At 62.8% G+C, this 17,468-nt stretch carries 15 protein-coding genes; 9 read left to right on the top strand and 6 right to left on the bottom strand.

The genetic code is table 11. The features are described from left to right. Positions 1–119 precede the first annotated feature (119 nt). From QF047_RS11925 to QF047_RS11885, 9 genes are all read left to right on the top strand, one after another. Positions 120–704, top strand: a complete 585-nt coding sequence (locus tag QF047_RS11925) for a hypothetical protein (RefSeq protein ID WP_307277240.1) — start codon at positions 120–122, stop codon at positions 702–704. A 350-nt stretch (positions 705–1,054) separates the two neighbouring features. Continuing rightward, entirely contained in the window at positions 1,055–1,342 is a 288-nt protein-coding gene (locus QF047_RS11920) for a hypothetical protein (RefSeq protein ID WP_056084497.1), read from the top strand. A 120-nt stretch (positions 1,343–1,462) separates the two neighbouring features. Beyond that, complete coding sequence (locus tag QF047_RS11915) at positions 1,463–2,713, top strand: type IV secretion system protein (protein WP_307277237.1); 1,251 nt, start codon at positions 1,463–1,465, stop codon at positions 2,711–2,713. Continuing rightward, positions 2,706–4,205 carry an SCO6880 family protein gene (locus tag QF047_RS11910; RefSeq protein WP_307277233.1) on the top strand — a complete coding sequence of 500 codons (1,500 nt, stop codon included), beginning with the start codon at positions 2,706–2,708 and terminating at the stop codon, positions 4,203–4,205. The genes QF047_RS11915 and QF047_RS11910 overlap by 8 nt, the downstream gene beginning before the upstream one ends. Next, complete coding sequence (locus tag QF047_RS11905) at positions 4,202–5,647, top strand: ATP-binding protein (RefSeq protein WP_307277230.1); 1,446 nt, start codon at positions 4,202–4,204, stop codon at positions 5,645–5,647. The genes QF047_RS11910 and QF047_RS11905 overlap by 4 nt, the downstream gene beginning before the upstream one ends. A gap of 191 nt (positions 5,648–5,838) precedes the next feature. Beyond that, the gene (locus tag QF047_RS11900) at positions 5,839–7,467 is read left to right on the top strand and encodes a type IV secretory system conjugative DNA transfer family protein (RefSeq protein WP_307277228.1); all 1,629 of its coding nucleotides are present in this window, start codon (positions 5,839–5,841) and stop codon (positions 7,465–7,467) included. Next, a complete protein-coding gene (locus QF047_RS11895; RefSeq protein WP_307277225.1) occupies positions 7,454–7,966 on the top strand; it encodes a hypothetical protein in 513 nt (170 codons plus the stop codon). The genes QF047_RS11900 and QF047_RS11895 overlap by 14 nt, the downstream gene beginning before the upstream one ends. An 84-nt stretch (positions 7,967–8,050) precedes the next feature. Next, entirely contained in the window at positions 8,051–9,211 is a 1,161-nt protein-coding gene (locus QF047_RS11890; RefSeq protein ID WP_307277223.1) for an ArdC-like ssDNA-binding domain-containing protein, read from the top strand. Positions 9,212–9,267: 56 nt separating this feature from the next. Beyond that, positions 9,268–9,759, top strand: a complete 492-nt coding sequence (locus tag QF047_RS11885) for a single-stranded DNA-binding protein (RefSeq protein ID WP_307277220.1) — start codon at positions 9,268–9,270, stop codon at positions 9,757–9,759. 122 nt (positions 9,760–9,881) lie between these two features. On the opposite strand, the gene QF047_RS11880 is transcribed toward QF047_RS11885, so the two are convergent. The 6 genes from QF047_RS11880 to QF047_RS11855 form a co-directional block, all read right to left on the bottom strand. Beyond that, on the bottom strand, positions 9,882–10,025 hold the full coding sequence (locus QF047_RS11880) for a hypothetical protein (RefSeq protein ID WP_307277218.1): 144 nt from the start codon (positions 10,023–10,025) through the stop codon (positions 9,882–9,884). A 95-nt stretch (positions 10,026–10,120) separates the two neighbouring features. Then, entirely contained in the window at positions 10,121–10,405 is a 285-nt protein-coding gene (locus QF047_RS11875; protein WP_307277214.1) for a hypothetical protein, read from the bottom strand. A 68-nt stretch (positions 10,406–10,473) separates the two neighbouring features. Further along, positions 10,474–11,004 carry a hypothetical protein gene (locus QF047_RS11870; RefSeq protein ID WP_307277213.1) on the bottom strand — a complete coding sequence of 177 codons (531 nt, stop codon included), beginning with the start codon at positions 11,002–11,004 and terminating at the stop codon, positions 10,474–10,476. Between the two features lie 20 nt (positions 11,005–11,024). Beyond that, the gene (gene mobF / locus QF047_RS11865) at positions 11,025–14,630 is read right to left on the bottom strand and encodes a MobF family relaxase (RefSeq protein ID WP_307277210.1); all 3,606 of its coding nucleotides are present in this window, start codon (positions 14,628–14,630) and stop codon (positions 11,025–11,027) included. Then, on the bottom strand, positions 14,588–15,097 hold the full coding sequence (locus tag QF047_RS11860) for a hypothetical protein (RefSeq protein WP_307277208.1): 510 nt from the start codon (positions 15,095–15,097) through the stop codon (positions 14,588–14,590). Before QF047_RS11860 ends, mobF begins: the two co-directional genes overlap by 43 nt. Before the next feature lie 787 nt (positions 15,098–15,884). Beyond that, positions 15,885–17,450: an AMP-binding protein gene (locus QF047_RS11855; protein WP_307277207.1), complete on the bottom strand. Its 1,566-nt coding sequence runs from the start codon at positions 17,448–17,450 to the stop codon at positions 15,885–15,887. Positions 17,451–17,468: the final 18 nt, after the last annotated feature.

Here is a 17,468-nt window from a genome sequence, read left to right as displayed (position 1 = left end):
CGGCACTGGGATCGTGTCTAGGCGGCTGGGGGAACCGCTTTTCACCCATCAAGATTAGATACTTTGCTATCGGTACGGCAAATCGGCGCGGGGGAGGCAAGAATGGTTATTCTCTTGGCATGGAGATACAAGCTTGGGCCACTCAGCAGGACTGGGGATCGTGGGCGGACTGGTTTGCGGCCCTGGGGACAATTGCTGCCGTCGGAGTAGCTCTGGGTTTCGGACTGCGCGACGGCAAAAGGCTCAAGGTGGAGCGCCTGGAGGCCTCCCAGGATCGCGCACGCTTCCGGGAGCAACAAGATGCCGAGGCTGAGGCACAGAAGCGCAGGCTTGCAGCCCGGGTTTCAGTGAGCAGTCAGAGGTTCATCGACGAAACGGGCGACCGCAAATGCCGCTGGACCGTCCACAACGGCGGGGACGAGTCAATATCTAGAGTTGCGGTCGTGGGCCGAACAATCGCGGTGAAAGGCAAGGAGACGCCACCTCCATTTATCTTTGGCATCTGGACGACCATTGAAGCTCACGGCAAACGCGAAGAGGAAACTGTCCCTTTCGGGGACGGCATGGTGCGCGAAGCAGAGCTTCAGTTCACGGATGGCGCCGGGCAGTTCTGGCAGCGAAAAGAGTACGGGACCTTGAAAGCCCTCGACCTTGATGATCCGGAGTCGATCGCGGGTAAGCAGACGCATCCGTACCACGCCTAAGCGGAGTAGTGCGTACCTCCTGACAAATACAAAAAGGCCCCTCTCGCCGCCTGGGAAATGATCCTGGGCGAGCAGGAGGGGTCTTTCTGTCATGGCCTACAGGCCGGGTACCGGTCCTCACTAGCCGCCAGGGGGACCTAGAATCGCGCGCTGTCGCTGAGGTGGACTAGAGCCAATCCTTGCGGTCTCAGAAAGGATGGGTTGTGAGACGTTCTTACTGCTCCGTCGTGATGTCGTGACCAAGGCTCTGCCGATGGTTATGGAAAGAGGTCATGTCGCTTTCTCCCGCTGGTTCCATGAACCCGTGAGCTCATCTGCTCACTCCATGGAATACGACGGACGGAGCACCCATGTTTTTCGCAGCGGTGGACCCGGGGATCACCCCGAACGCGAGCTTTCCCTTCCTGGAATCGCTCAAACAGATCGGCGGCGGCATTCTCGTCGGCGCTTTCATCATCATTGCCATCGTGGCCATCATCGGTGCCGCGATGCTCTTGGCCGGCAAGCTTAGCCAGTCATCCCGCCTTGCCTCCGGCGGAGGCGTGATCCTCCTTTGGACCGGTCCGGTGGCTGCCATCCTCGGCGGCATCAACGGCTACATCCTCTGGTCGCAGACGGCGTTCCCTCTCGGGTTCTAACTCATGCCTGTTGAGTGCGACCTCAATGGATGGTGGCCACCCGGCTGCGGCCTGGTCTCACAGGCAAACGACAACGCACTTGGTGCCGTCACGTCGCTCTTCGCCAACATCCTCCAAAACATGGCCTCCTGGCTCTGGGCCTTCATCACGGGTGCCTTCACGGTGTCGGATATCGATGACTCCCAGTGGCTCTCTATCCAAGGGCTGACGAACTGGTGGGTGGTTGTCATGCTGACGCCGCTGGTCGTCGTGATGATCCTTCAGATCCTGTCGGGCCTCGTGAGCCAGCAGCCCAGACGGATCGGTCGCGCGATGCTTGGCGGAGCCGCCGCCATTCCATTGGTCGGGGCTGCTGTCTACCTTGTCCGGCAACTGACTAGGGCGAGTGACTTAGCCTCAGCCGCCGTCCTGGAATCGCTTGGTTCGGATCCATACCTGGTGTTCATGAGGCTTTTCGGCTTTGAACGCGCACCAGAAGGAAGTGGTCGGGAATGGAACTTGGTCTCACTTGCGCCTGGGACGACAGGTGGCGCGCCTGGTGCCGTCGTGGTTACCGTGATGGCCGTCATTGTCGTCTGGATCCTTGCCTTCATCCTGATGTGCTCCATGATCTTCCGCTCCTTCGCGCTCGTCGTCTTGGCCGCCGTAGCCCCGGTTGCCCTTATGCTGCTGCCTTGGGACAAGACAAAGTCCTGGGCTCGACGCTGGTGTGAGGTGGTCATTGCCTTGGTTCTGGCTAAGCCTCTGGCAGGAACGGTCCTGGCGGTCGCGGTGAAGCTCTTTGCTGAGTCCAAGTCCTTTGCCGGTTTGGCAGCCGGCGCGGTGGGCATGGTCCTCGCCTGCGGCGCGCCCTTGATGGCTTTGCGCTTGGTGAGCTTTGCGGGAGGGGAGCTGGCAGCAGCGGCTCAAACTGCAGGAGGCGGGCACATCCTGTCCCGCAGCAGCAGTGTGGCGGCTCGCCAGCTCAGCAGGCAGACCGGGGGAAAACTCACGCTCGCGAACATGGTCAGTCGCTCGGCAATGACAAGACCTATTAGCTCAAGCCGCAACCTCTTCCCGACACAAGTGTTGGCGCCGGCCCGATCCGGAGCATCTTCGGGCGATGCCGGTGGACGACAGCTGGCACTGAACAGAGGATCCTCCACTGCCACACCCAATGCCCTGCATTCACCAGAGTCACACGGCTTCGCGCGTGTGAACCCTCACGAACAAAGCGACTCTGCCCCAGCATCTGCACGGCAGGTCCCACTCAGGGAGACCGAACCGCGAGCGCATCCCAACGCCAGCGCACCCGGCCCTTCAAGGGTCCGGTCCCCGAAACCTCACCCACCAAGAATCGACCCTCCGAATGGAGGTAATTCCCATGTCTGAAGACGCACGCGCCCTCGAGGCCGTCAAGTTCCCCAGGTACGAGCGCCGGGGATTTTTCCTCGGGCTCAAGTGGTACCAATTGCTGATGGTCGCCGGGGGAGGGGCCGTTGCCATCGTGGCATCTGCAAGTGGTGGGCCAGCCGGGCTGTTCACCTCCGGGCCCATGTGGCTCGGGCTGATGCTGCTCGGACTCCTCCAGTATTCCCGCATCCCTTATCCTGTGTGGGCGAAACAAATAGTCCTGTTCTTCTATCGGGCAGCGGCAGGGCAGACGCGTTTCCTCGCAAAACCTGCCGCTCCGCAACTTGCCGGCCGCCTCGCTCTCCCTGGCGGTCTAGGCAATCTGGAGATCCGTACAACGGCGGGCGGTGAATGCTTTATCGTTGACCGCCACGGTCGGGAAGCAATCGCGCTGCTGCGCTGCAGCACGCGATCCTTTGCGCTCTTGGATGCGGATGACAAAGCGTGGGCTGTTCAAGCGTGGTCGCGTGTTCAAGCCGGCATGGCTCAACGACCAGGCGTGGCCAGAATCGCGGTCCAGGATTACACCGTGCCGTATCCGTCGTCGGCGCTCTGGGAATTCTATAGAGGCAACGCCATACCTGCCCAGGGTGGCGGAGAGAAGTCGACGTGGGGACAACGCGCGTATGAGGACTTGCTGGGCGCAGCCGGGTCAACCATGAGCCACGAACTCCTAGTGGCGGTTGTCCTGGATACGAGCAGGGCTCGACGGCGGATCAAAGAGTGCGGCGGTGGACTGACTGGCCTGGAGCGCGTCCTGCGGCTGGAAGTCGAGGCCATGACAACGTCATTGGGCACTCACAGTGTGAACGTGGAGGAATGGGTCGGCGAAACCGGACTGCTCGGCACCATTCGAGGTGCTTTCGATCCCGCAACTTTGCCCGCTGCCAAGACCGCGGTGGCGGCAGCACCGCCGTCGGACCTCGCGGCAAACAAGGAGACAGACAACCTCCACGGTCATGGCCCCATGGCCGTGGAGGAACACTGGACCTACCTGCGCACCGACAGCGGGTTCCACCAGACCTTCTGGGTCGCCGAATGGCCGCGGCAGAAAGTCTTTCCCGGATTCCTGCATCCCCTGATCTACGTCGGCGAGTTCCGCCACACCTTCACGGAAGTCATCCGAGCGGTGCCCACAGCGGAGGCTCTGCGCGACATCCGTTCGGCCCAGGAAGCGCATGAGACCCGCCGGCGCATCAACGCCCGCTTCGACAGACCCCTCACCCGCGAGCAAAAGGCCGAGGAAGAGGAAGTGATCCAGCGGGAGGAAGAGATCGTCGCCGGTCACGGCGACGTCCGGCCGGCGGCTTACATTACCGTTACCGCGACCTCGTTGGAGGACCTCGCTCGGCATCGGCAGGAACTGGAGTCCGCTGCCGCGGGGGCGTTCGTTGAACTGCGCCTTCTCTACGGACAGCAGTGGGCCGCGTTTGTCGCCGGCGGCCTGCCTCTCGGAAGGGGGCTGCGGTGACTAAGGGAACGAAAAGCTTCGAGTATCTTCCGTCCGGCAAGGGCTGGTGGGAGCGGAAAGTACGACGGCGGACCGCGCCACCCGAGGGCACAAGGACTAATACAGCGCTCGCCGACAAAAGGATTGACCTTGCGGCTCTTCGACTCCCGGGCGACTGGGGCAGCAGGGAGCCGAACTCCCTGCGGGGACCACACCGACTGCGTCCAGCCCCGCACCGCGCCTCCACCATGACGTTCGCCGCCGCCTACCCCTTCCTCACCGAGTCCGGCCTGGGCCACGAAGGAACCTACATCGGCACCGATGTTTTCGGGTCCGGGGCCTTCTCCTACGACCCTTGGATCCTCTACGACAAAGGGATCATCAGCGGCCCGTCCATTGTCGTGATCGGGACCGTTGGCACCGGTAAGTCGATGTGCGGCAAGTCCCTGGTGGCACGGTCAATCACCTTGGGGCGGAAGGCAGCCGTTGCGTCCGATCCCAAAGGTGAGTGGGTCGCCGTCGCCAAAGCCGTGGGCGGAAAGGTCATCTCCGTTGGCCCCGGCCGTCCCGCACGGGTTAATCCTCTCGACGCCGGTCCCCGCCCCAGCGCCCTCACCGAGGCGCAGTGGCAAGCAGTGGTGAGGCAACGCCGTCGTTATCTCCTGGTGGCACTGGTCTCCCTCATGCGGCAGGGCACGCCCCTGCGCCCGGTGGAGCACACAGCCTTGGACATCGCCCTCATGGAGACCATGTCGGAGAACTCGAACCCCACGCTGCCCATGGTGCTGGACCACTTGCTCAAACCGTCAAAGGAGATGACCGCTCTGGTCGGCGTAGAGGGCGGGACTGCCGTCAGCCACTCCCTGCGGCGGACCGTGTCCGGCGACCTTGAAGGAATGTTCGATGCGCCGTCTACCGTCGCCTTCGACGCCGACGCGCCCATGATGGTGATGGACACGTCGGCTCTGATCGGGGCATCGGAGCAGGCACTCTCGCTGGCCGCCGCCTGCGGTGCCACCTGGCTGGAAGCGGCCATCACGAACCCCGACGGCGGGAAGCGGCTTGTGGTGTACGACGAGGGGTGGCGGATGCTCGCCGATCCCTACATGTTGGCGAAGATGAGCGAACAGTGGCGGCTCGCCAGAACGTATGGGATCGCGAACCTGCTCATCATGCACAAGGTGGCGGACCTCAACGAGATCGGCGACAGCACCAGCGGACACAGGCAGAAGGCACTGGGTCTGCTGACTGAGGCTGACACCAGGATCATCTACCGCCAGAAACACGACGCAATGCGCCTGACCAAAGAGGCTCTCGGCCTGACCGAAGCTGAGTGCGAGCACGTCGAGAATCTCCCGAAGGGCGTCGGGCTCTGGAAAGTAGGAAACCGCTCCTTCATCGTCGCGAACCGCGTGACCACGGACGAGCTTGCCGTATTCGGCACTGACGACAGGATGCTGTGAGGCGGCCGGGCAGCGCGCGGGCTGCAAGCGACAACCCGCTGGTCACAGCTGGGCTCATTGGCGCGGCGGCCTACGTGTGCCTTTGCGCGGCCGTCCAAGCTGCCGGTCACGTGGTCGTGTCGTGGCGATGCGGCGCTACACCGCCGTCGCCTTTCAACCCGTCGGCCGCCGTCGGACTCTTCGCTAATCGGATGGACTGGATAGTGGCGCCGCGCTCCGGCTGTGTAGTCCGCACAGGCGCTGTTTGGTGGGTCTTGGCCCCGACGCTGCTTCTGCTGGGTGCGCTCACCGTTGGTGCCATTGTTGCCTGGCGGCGGTGGAAGCAGTCCGGAGGGTGGCTGCGACAGGACATCCTGAACCGCGACGGCGTGGCCCGCCGCGCCGAGATCCTCCACGATTTCGGGGCGAGGGCTGTGCGGAAACGGGGGAAGTTCACCCGGCCCGGACTTGTGAACCCTACTGTGCAGGACGTGTCGTGGACGCTGGGCCGCTCCCGCGGCGTCACCGTTCATGTCTCCACGGAGGAGTCGATGGTGATCCAGGGTGCCCCGCGATCCGGCAAGGGCTTGTACGTCGTCATCAACGCCATTCTTGATGCGCCCGGTGCGGTCGTCACGACATCCACGCGTGCCGACAACCTGGTGGTGACGATGAAGGCGCGGGCCTCCGGTGGGCGACCCGTGACAGTCTTTGACCCGCAGGGTATGTCGGGGATTCCGACGTCGCTTCGTTGGTCGCCTGTGCGCGGCTGCGAAGACCCGGACATTGCGACCCGGCGGGCATTGGTCATTACCGCGGACACCGAGATGAAGGGCGAGAACGCAGCGTGGCAGAAGCGCTCGCTGATCGTCCTTCAATGTCTTCTTCACGCTGCGGCGCTGTGCGGCGAGGGAGTGGCGGCATTCCGGCGCTGGTCATCCAGTCCGGTCCTGGCGCGGGAGGCGCTCGAGGTGCTGGGCAGGCCCGGTGCCGCGCTGGGCTGGCAGGCCGACCTGATGGGGATCCTGGAGGACGATCCGCGGAATACGTCGAACTCGTGGATTGGGGTTTCGGCGGCGGTGGCACCTCTGTCCTCACCGAAGGTGCTGGGCGCGCTTAATCCGCAGGATGCCTCTGAGGAGTTCGATCCGAAAGCCTTCATCAGGGAGCGGGGAACCCTGTACCTGATCGGCACTAGGGCCGGAGCCGCTGCGGCGGGGCCGTACTTGTCCGCGCTGATCGACGACATCGACAATGCAGCCCGTGAGATGGCCTTCGTGTCACCAGGCGGGCGGCTTGAGCCACCGCTTTCCTTGATCCTGGACGAGATCGCCAATCTCGCCCCTTGGCCCGGGCTGCCTGTGGCGCTGTCCGACGGCGGCGGCATCGGGATCTCGACCCTCGTCGTTTTGCAGTCGTTGTCCCAGGCCCGCTCGGGGTGGTCGATCGATGAGGCATCAACAATTTGGGACTCCGCGATCATCAAGGTCATTTTTGGCGGCGGGTCTGACGAACGCGACCTGCGCTCCCTTGCCGGTCTGCTGGGGGAGCGGAGCCTTACCCTCACCACGCGGTCCTGGTCTTCTGCAGGCAGGCAGGACGGCGAACAGATACGCGAAAGTCCCGTGATCGCTTTGGACGAGATCCGGCGTCTGCCTGCTGGCACGGCGCTGATGCTCGGGCGGCGGACTCGACCCATCCTGCTGGACCTGCTTGAGTGGCACAAGCGTAAGGACGCAGGGGAGCTGCGCCGCTTGAAGGCCGAGATGGAGCGAATTTTGGCCGATGGGCACAGGGAGCGTCAGCAGAAGGTGGAAGGGGCGCCGGATGCGCAGCCATGACGAGACGGAGGAGTTCGATGTCCCATCCGCGGGCTCCTTCGGGGACGACGAGATCACCGCGCAGCTGTTTCGATCTGCTTTTGGTGCTTCAGCGGCTTCCAAGAGCGTGTCCCGCCGTTGGCGGGACATGACACCGGAGCAGTCCCAGGAGGTCTGGGGTGCCCTCTTCTCTTGGGTGCGGTGGCTCGTCGCGACATATCAGCTGACGACGTCGGTCGTTCCCGATTGCTGGTGGCGTCACTCTGAGATTGTGGCTGAGTTGTACGCGCTGCACCGTGCGGAGCTCGCCTCCTACACGCAGGACGACCCGGGCTTCGGCCCGCTCGCCTTCCACGAACGGCTCCCGCACGCCGTCGAACGCCTGAGGATACATACGAGGACGGCCGGTTGTGTGGGGCTGCAGGCACATAAGGAGCCTGCGCCTCGAATCCTGTCTGGTGATGACCCTGACTTTGTTGAGTGGCGCAAGGGTGCTCATCAACACGCTGCTGATTTCTGAGTCATGTTGCTCTTGCGGTGCCTAACCATGAACGGATGTCTGCGCAACGATGCTGCGGTCCAAGAAGCATGAAGGGTGGCTGTCGTGGCCGCTACACCTGAAGTTCCATCAAGCTTTTTGCCTAACCAGAGCTCTCCGGCAGCCGACGTCGGCGTTCGCCGCCTGGCCCCCGAGGAGCGAATCACCTCATTGATGGGTGGCCTGCACTCGATCCTGGAAGAGGCGGTCGAGTCACCTTCACATTGGCAGGTTCTGCTCGATGCCTCAGCCAATTTGTGGCGGTACTCAGGCGGTAACGTTGCCCTGCTGATGATGCAGATGGCGCAGCGGGGTACGGACGAGCCGACGCTCGTCGCAGGGTACAAGGAATGGGAACGACACGGCCGTACTATCCTCCGAGGCGAGCATGCCCTGTGGGTCATTGCACCTCGAACTGCCCGTGTGCAGCAGATGCTGCTGCCCGACGGTACCCGCCAGAGCATTTCTGTTGGTGACAAACTTCCCAAGGGTGCTATCGACGAGGGGAAGAAGACCCTCATCACGGGTTGGCGCGGCCAGGCAGTCTTTGACGTTTCGCAGACTCAGGGGGCTCCGCTGTTGGTCCCCAGGCCGAGCGATGCCCCGGCCTTCGACGCGCCGCATCTATGGGAGTCGTTGGCTCGTGTTGCCCGCACGCACGGCTTCTCGATCCAGGTCACCGATGCGCAGTTCGGGCTGACGAGCGGTTTCAGCGACTTCGCGCAGCGCCAGGTTCAAGTGGGGGGCTGGCTGAACGCGGAGGAGCGCGTCGCCGTCCTGGCACACGAGCTCGGCCATGTTCTGCTGCACGGGCCCGACGACAGACTGGGAAAGCTGTATGGAAGCAGTGTGGACCACCGCGGTCTTGCCGAAGTCGAGGCCGAGTCTGTGGCGTACACGATCCTCAAAGCTCATGGCATCGACCGGGGTCCACAGTCTGCAAGCTACCTGTCCGGCTGGGCTGATGCAGTGATTGAAGCGGAGCATTCAGCCGCGGCGCGCGACTCTTCTCCGAAGCAACCAGCCTCGCGGGTGGATATTGCGAAGTCAGTCTTGGGCCGCGTCACGGCGGCAAGCAAAGACATCCTCGAAGTCACTAATCCTCCGGGTTTTGGCGGGAAGGTTCCTGTTGCTGATGCATCGACGCGAGTCGACAGCCGGGAATCCTATGTGGGCTTGAAGCAACCGGGCGGCCCGTCGCGTGGCCTGGAGATCTCGGGGCCATAGGGCACCCACAAAGTGTTGGACGGGAAAGCCCCGTCCGCAAAGGGAAGGGCAAAGATATGAGCACCAAAATTCCGGTCACCATCGCCGGCAACCTCGTTGCGGACCCCGAGCTCACCTACGGTGAGTCCGGTGTTGCGCACGCCAAGCTTCGAGTGGCCGTGAACCAGCGGATTCAGGGAGCAGACGGAGCCTGGCACGACGGAGACCCTGTTTTTCACAACGTCTCCGCGTTCCGGGCGCTCGCTGAGAATGCCTCGAATTCCCTCAAGAAGGGCGACCCGGTCACTGTGTCCGGTGAACTCGAGTTCCGCGCGTTCGAAAAGGACGGGGAGAAGCGTGAAGCGCGCCGCATTGTGGCTGATATCATCGGCCCCGATCTTCGCTTCGGCACAGCTGCCTATCAGCGTTCTGCGCGGGCGGCAGCCGGCCCGGAAGCTGGCGTTAATGCCGGGCTGGAAGCGGCGCCGGAAGCGGCCCAACCCGCTTACAGCATCGCTACGAAAGGGCCCGTGGCAGTGCCCCCTTTAGGCGGGCCGGCGCGGGGCTGACATAAGTATGTAGCCGACTGCTGCTCGACATGTGATGGCCTGATCCTCATTTGGACCAGGCCATCACCTTGTGAACGAAGGATCCGCCTGCAGCCGTCATTGAGAAACTTTGGACCGGCGCTCTATGACAGCCGGCGGAATTGTCCAGGTTTGACCTGCACCATGATCGGCAGAGCGAGTTGGACGGGTGCGGCACCGACAAGTTCGTCGAGCAGGTCGTTGATCGACGTCTGCCCTTTCAGCTCCCCGGAGCGGTCCCTATCCATGCCCACGACCCTAGGCACGTCCGGGTGCCGTGGGTTTCTTAGACACGCGCGGCGCTGCCAGATGATTACCTGAGGGTCGCCGAGATGGTTGCCAACTACAGCGCACTACTGCCCTTCCACTCTTCAGGCTTTACACGCCTGATGCCAGAGGAATGAGCCCACCCCATGTGGTACTTGCCTGAAGAATCCAGCCATTCGACGAGGCCGTACTTGTGAGTCCACCCGACGGCTTTGCCGTAGATTCCACTGACATAAACAAGCGGCCTACCGTATTTCGGGAATTCTCTGATGGGCGCCGGATCGTCTATGGGCCGGCTTGCTTCGGCGTCCATGCGAATCATCATTCGTTCGACATCTTCAGGGGAGCCGGACTTGATCATGAAGCTATTTTAGAACATATATTCGAAGGAGGCGCTCGTCGAAAGGCAGCATGTGCAATGGCTGCAGCTTAGGCTGGCCGTCCCTCGGCGGGTGCCCAAGCCAAGCAGTCGGCGGCGCGGATGAAGTAGGCATCTGGCCATGGGGCCCCTGGTTTCACTTGTGCTGGGTCGGGGGTGATGAGCAGGATGGATCCTGGCCAGACGGGCTCCGGCAGCGCTTCTATCCAGGCGGGCTGCACATGGTCGAAGCGGTTCCACAAGATGGTCACCCATGACCCGGTCGGTTGAGTCGCATCAACATTCAGCAGCGTCAGCTCCGTGGTCGTGCCGCTTGCCAGCTTGACACTGTTGAAGGTTCTCCAGCGGTCGGCGGCATGGGCCTGCCACTGACGGGATCGGGTGACGCGTTTCCACCAGAGCCAGCCCAGGAGGAGTGCAGCTGTCAGCCAGATGCCGCCGACAATCGCAGTCACCGAAAGAGGGAAGCTGACGGCCGGGAAAAGTGCCAGGAAGAAAACGAGGAGTATCAGGACGCCGGCACTGGTCGATACCAGCGCGACTGTCGCAACTCTAGGTTTCGTCACCGGATTTTCGACCATCGTCTTGCCCCTCTATCAGCTTAGAGCTGCCACCCGGCGCTGGTAAGGACGACCTGCTGTGGAAGCTGCAATTCCCTCGAAATGGTGCCGGGCCGAGGCGGTGTCCTACGGGAACGGGCGTTATCGATTGCCTGGTTGAGTTGTTCACGCTGAGCCAGTTGTTCCCACTCGTAGTCCGCCGGAGACGGGCCCAGGGGGAGGGGAGAGTCCGGCAACGCCCACCTGTCGCGAAAGACGGCAACGTCATGGACCAGCTGCCAGGTTTCGCCGCTGGTGCTATCTCCGACGGCTCCGAGCAAAGCACGTTTCCACTCAGGATCGGCTGTTAGCGCTGCCATGCTCACGATATCCGTCCTTAGGGAGATACGTTCCCTGACCTGCTGAATCATCACGGCTAAGTCAGGGCGCGGAATGGTTAGCTTTTCAACCAGAGGTTCCTCAACCGCCGTCGTCCGTCCTTTCACGAAGCGGCGTAAGCGCATGCTGAGGGCAGCGCAGCGATCATTGGCACTGCTAGTTTTCTCGCAGAACTGGCTCAATATGCGCTCGGTCCCCTGACGGCTGATGGCCGTGGCTTTCCGCCATGCCGCGACAGCTGCGCCCCACGAAGGAGATTGTTCAAATTCCTGTGCGGCGCCAGGGGCATGTTCGTCCAACTGCTGCCGAAGGCCCAGTCCTGCCGCGATCTGCGCGAGATAGTCGTACTCCGCGTAGAGCCGCTCGAGGCTGTCCGACTTCCTCCGCTCTGCGTCGCGTACCTCATGGGCGGTCCGTTCGGCGCCTTCGGCCGCCAGCACCTCGCCAAGGATGCCCTGCCATAAGAGTTGCAGGGATGGATCGACAGCAGCATGGTCGGCGTCGTCACCTTCGCTGACATAGGCGAAGTTGCCAGAGCGGCCACGGGTCATGCTCACATACAGCAGCTCGCGGGTGAGCCTGCCCTGAGTGACTACCGTGTGGCCGGTGTCCACCGTAATGCCTTGGGAACGGTGTGCCGTTGTTGCATAGCCCAGCTCGACGGATGACTCCAGATACGCCCGGGGGAGTAGGACGCTGGCGCCTGTGTCCCGCCGCCGCGCGAGCAGGGAGCCGTCACGCCGATTGGTGCCTTCGACGTCGAACAGCGTTCCATTCCGCACGAAAGCACCGCCGCTGTCGACTAGCTTCCGGTCATTTCCTCGGGCGATGATGGCGTCACCGCAACCGGCACGTAAGCCGTCGCTGAGCAACACCGTCTGCTCGGGATCCACCTCACCCTGCGCCACGCGGTCTGCCTGGGCGCGCTCGTTGAGGAGGCCGACCGTTTCATTGTCGGCGGCAATGAGGATGGACGACTTGCCTGCCCGCGTATCTGCCTGCCAGGCGAGGTAGGCCTGGTCAGCCATATTGAGATAGGTGCCGTGCCGGATCCGTCCATGGTGCTCGTAATCGGCGATGGCTGAATAGTCACCCTTCCGCAGATCTAGTGACGCTGTGCGCTCCCACTCCTCATGGAACCTCCAGACGGTGCTCAGCCGTGTTGCCTTCCCCTGCCGGTCCAGCCAGCCAAGTACGCCGCCGGCGTCAATGGCGTCCAGCTGTCCCGGGTCCCCCACAAGGAGGATCTTCGCGCCGGCTTCCTGCGCCTGCTGCACGAGCGCAGCGAGCTGGAAAGTTGAGACCATGGAGGCCTCATCGATGATGACCAGTTGATTCATATGGAAGCACCAACGTTCCTGGGTGGCGGCGAGACGCGCAGCCTCCTGGGTTAGAGCGATGCTGCGGCGCTCGCCGACAGGAGTCGTGGTCAGTTGCGCCTGCACGTTGAAGAAGCGCCCGGCCCTTGAACTAGCCCCCTGGCCGGCCGACTCGTGCAGCCACTTTGTGACGTTCTCCGTCGCCATAGCGAGTTCGCGGCCGAGCACTTCGGCGCTGGCAGCTGCCGGGGCGAGCCCAACAACGCTGCCGGCGCCGTATTCGGCTTCCCATACCTTTTTCACTGCACCCAAGGTTGTCGTCTTTCCTGTGCCCGCTGGCCCCACGATGGCGTCGAGCCGGTTGCCGCTCAGGACCACCCCGGCGACGGCGGCACGCTGGTCGGAGTGAAGCATGCGCTTCTCGGGCTGTTGGACTTGGTCAAGGAGATCCATGATGACGTCGGCGCGGACTGCCGGTCCGCCGTCGTCGTTCCTTGCTGCCATGACCGCATCCTCACAGGCGAGCGTGGATGTATCGGTGTAGAGGCGCGATCCGTGAAAATCGAAGACGCTTCGTGTTCCATGCCGGATGTCTGCCTCGGCAGGGGCGGGGACGGTGTACCGGTAATCATTCAAAGGCACGGACTGCTGCTCGGCCGCGGTGGCGACGGCGTCCATAAGCGCGCTCCTGTCCGCCGCCGTACGGCAACGCACCTGGGCGCAGACGCGTTCGGCTTCTGCAAGGAGATTCCAGCGGTTCCAGGTTGAGCGTTTGTGAGCGACCCGCTCACGTGTCAGGGTTGCGACGGCGCAGATCCAGTCAGAGGTGAAGTCAGTGAAGCCGACTGGGGCACTTCTGGAGCGGTCGATCGTTGCCGCGATAACGTCGTCCGGCGGGAATCCTTTGGCGGTGGCGCGCGCCTTCCATTCTCTTGAGAGCTGGTGCAGGGGCGTGGGGAGCTCGGACTTGGGGACGCGTGTGGCCAGGGTCGCTTGCTGCCGCAGCTTGATGACCGTTGCTGTGCTTGGCGGATAGCCGTGTTCCTTTGTCCACTCCGCGACGAGGCGGTCTGTTTCCACATTGATCAGCCGGGACCGGTTCGAGAACTCGCGGATGAGGTCCTCATCGATCCCGGTGAGCTGCTGGCTGGGATTGTGGGTGCTGATGACCGGAATGCGGATGTCAGTGTCTGTTCCCAGTTGCTTGTGGAGGGCGTCGAATAAGAGTCCGTTGTAGTGTTCGCTGGCAGCGACGGCGGCCTTGTAGAGCGTACGGGAGTCGAGGGTCACCCAGGCGCCGTCGGTGATGCGCTTGATCCGGTTGGCGATGACAAGGTGTGTGTGAAGTTGCGGGTCGCCGGTACGCGATTCCCAGTGGTCGAAGGCGGCGGCGATGACGCCCCTTGAACCCACGTGGGCGACGCCGTTTCGGCCGGCGCGGGTGTGGATGACCTGCTCTTCCAACCAGGCGAGCGTTGCTTGGACTGCCTCATGGTGGGTGCGGAGAATTTGGTCTTGCGTGCTGCGAGGGCTGAGTGCCCAGAGGACTGACACTGACTTCGGCACGCTAAAGGTCAGATCGAAACCTACGACAGCGTGCCTTACAGTGGGCGGGCCGGTTTTGTTTTCGACGGCGGTGGGTCGGCTGTGCGGGCGGCCCAGCGGCGCGTAGGTGTCCGGATGTGCGGCCAAATCGAACACTGCTTTGGCGTCTGATTCGGTGACGACGTCACCGGCACCTCTGTTGATCCCTTGTAGTCCGCTGCCGATCCATCGGCCTTCGGGCGTCCCGGCTTTCATGTAGTAAGTGGTGGCGTTCGGGGGAGCGGTAGTGAGGTCGTCCATCATCGTGGTTTTGAACAGGTAGCGCAGACCCGATTGTGCCGAGAGGCGTGCGATGGACATGGTCATAGCGGTGATGGCCCGGACCGGCGCTTGCTGGGGTTCCATCCACGGCGCTCGAGGATTCTCAGGGTCGCGGAGTCGAGAGCGACGCCCTTGGCGTTGGCCAGCGAGACCAGCCAGGCAGCGATGTGCGCGAGGTCCTGCACGTTGGTTCGTTGTGCACGCTTGAGGCGGATGACTTCTGCCTGAAGGACATTATTGCTCTGACGCAGCTCTGAGTTTTCCGCCTCGAGCCGATCAATCTCACAGGATTGAGAGCGCAGCTTGGACTGAAGAGTCTCGAGGCGCCGTTGGCAGATCTTTGTCTTGTTCTCCAGCTGACGCTGCACCGCTCGGAGCTCATCGTGGCGAAATGCACCTACGGTGTCGGCTTCTGCCGCTTTGGCAGAGCTCTCGCCATGCCGCCGCCGACGGTCTCGTCGTCTGTTCGCGCAACGGACGGAACAAAAGCGCTGGCTCTTGCGTGAAGGTTCGAAGCTTGTAGAGCACTCTTCGCAGTTCTTGCCGGTCACGAAGGTTCATTAGTGCGAGGCTCGGATTCGACATGATCAGTCGTCTGTTGTCCTCACGCTGGTGACCTTGGATGCCAGAGGTGTGAAAGACAGGATACGAGCATGTGGGTGCTCTTAGGCTCGACTCGGGACGCACAATCTGGGCAAGCAGAATCATTTGCCTTGCCCAGATTGCGTCCGGTTGAAATTTAGGACTCTAACGTTACTTGTCAGGAGATACTTGAATTAAGGCCTAACCTGACGCTTGGGAGCCGAACATCCGGCGTCAGGTTGAGGTGTACCTAATTCTGATCCGCCGCTCGTTATGTTGCGCCCTCTTGGTGATGGGTGTTGGTGATTCTAAGCGAAGGACGGCGAGGGTGTTGTTTGCCGCGAGGCTTGCCATGGCGGTGGGTTGGTCCACCTGGGCGTTCACCGACCTAGACCTGCATTCCTACCAGCGGTTCAGCGGGAGGCCGCGCTGGTGCAGTCGGACACGGTGGTCAACAAAATCCAGGCTATGGGCCTCCGTTGCCGTGGATCAAGCCGGCGCAACTGGCCTCGACACGGCTGCCGCAGGACGAGTCAGGACTCAAGGACTTCATAGGCGGGGTTCAACACCGCGGCCCGGTCATTGTCGTCGTGGATCAGCTGGCGGGCAGTTTTCCGGCCAAGGCAAGGTACGAGACCGACCGGCCACCGCGCTCGAGCGCCGTCCTGTCGGCGGGCGTCTGCGACCCCAAGCCACCAACGAAGCGGCCCGTCTCTTGCCTGTCCCGGCATGCAACCACGTCCGCCCAGACAGCGCTCAACTGCTTGTCACATCGGCCCAGTACCGATCGCGCAGCTTGCGCCGCAGCAGCTTGCCGGCGGGCGAGTACGGTAATTCGGTCCGGAACACGAAGTACTTCGGGATCTTGTACCGTGCGATCAACGGTTGGCAGTGTGCCCGCAGGTCTGCCTCCAAAGAGCCGGCCGCGACGCCGTCCGCCGGCACGACGAATGCGAGCACACTCTGGCCCCACTCCTCGTCGGGGACGCCTATGACGCCAACGTCCTCGACCGATGGGTGTGCCAGTAGCGCCGCCTCGACCTCGGCGGGGTAGATGTTCACGGCGCCGGAGAGGATCATGTCGCTGCGGCGGTCCACGATGTACAGCCAGCCCTCGGGAGTGAGGTAACCCAGGTCCCCATAGCTGCGGAAACCGTCACCGTAGTAGCTTTCGGCCGTCTTCTGCGGGTCGCCCAGGTACTCGCTGATCGGCTGTCCCTCGGCACGCACATGGATCACTCCCACCTCGCCGCGCGGAAGGACCTTACCGTCCTCGCCGACGATCATGATTTCGATCAGACCGCCCTCGGACTTTATGTGGCCAACGCTGCCGGGGTGCTCGAGCCATTGCTGCGGCGAGATCACAGTGCCCCAGCCTTCGCTCGACGCGTAGTACTCGTACAGGACTGGCCCGAACCACTCCATCATGGCCCTCTTTTCCGGCACTGGGCAGCCGGATCCGGCGTGGATCACCGCTCGTACCGACGACACGTCGTAGCGGTCGCGAACCTCGCGAGGAAGCCTGAGTAGCCGGTGGAAGTGAATTGGAGCAAGCTGTACGTGCGTCACGCCGTACTCATGAATCGCCCGGAGGGTACCCTCCGAGTCCCAGCTCTCGAGCAGAATCACCTTGTGGCCCCAGTTCAGCGACTTGACGCCATGGAAGCCAGGCGCGCCGTGGTACATCGGACCGCATACGAGGGAAACTCCTCCGGTTGACATGCCACGCTTGGCATCGGACTGCATCGTCGCTGCGAAGGCGTCCTCAGGCGTAACGCCCGGCGTGGCCCGGAACAACACCCCTTTGGGACGGCCGGTCGTGCCCGAGGTGTATTGCATGATGTTGGCGTATGTCCGCACGGGCGGTGGCGTCTGCGGATGTCCAGCGATGAAGTCGGCCCGACTCGTAAACCCTGGGACCTCGGGGTCGGCGACCCGCACTCCCCGATAGCTGGCCAGATCAAGCGCCTCCTGGCACAGGGGCGCAAGCGAGGTCGATGTCACGACGACCTTGGCCGAGGAGTTCTCGACAACGTAGGCCAGCTCAGAGGCTGTGGAGTGGAAATTCAGCGGTACGAGGTGAAGACCCGACTGCATGCAGGCGAACGCCCACTCCAAGTAGCGTACCGAGTTCTCCGTCAGAAGCGCGACGCGGTCGTCGAGCTTCAAGTCACACGCGAGCAGCGCGTTCGACAACTGATTAATGCGACGGATCAGTTCGCCGCGCGTCACGACCGTGTCGTCGACGTCGATGACAGCGACGGCGTTGGGGTTGGCGGCTGCGTGCTCGGCGAATCCGATCGGCCCAATTGCGTTGTTCATGAGGATGTCCTCCTGGTA

It is taken from the genome of Arthrobacter sp. W4I7, assembly GCF_030816215.1.
Taxonomy (GTDB): domain Bacteria; phylum Actinomycetota; class Actinomycetes; order Actinomycetales; family Micrococcaceae; genus Arthrobacter; species Arthrobacter siccitolerans_A.
Note: the sequence above shows the minus strand (reverse complement) of the source record. Positions and strands in the feature narration are given on the sequence as shown.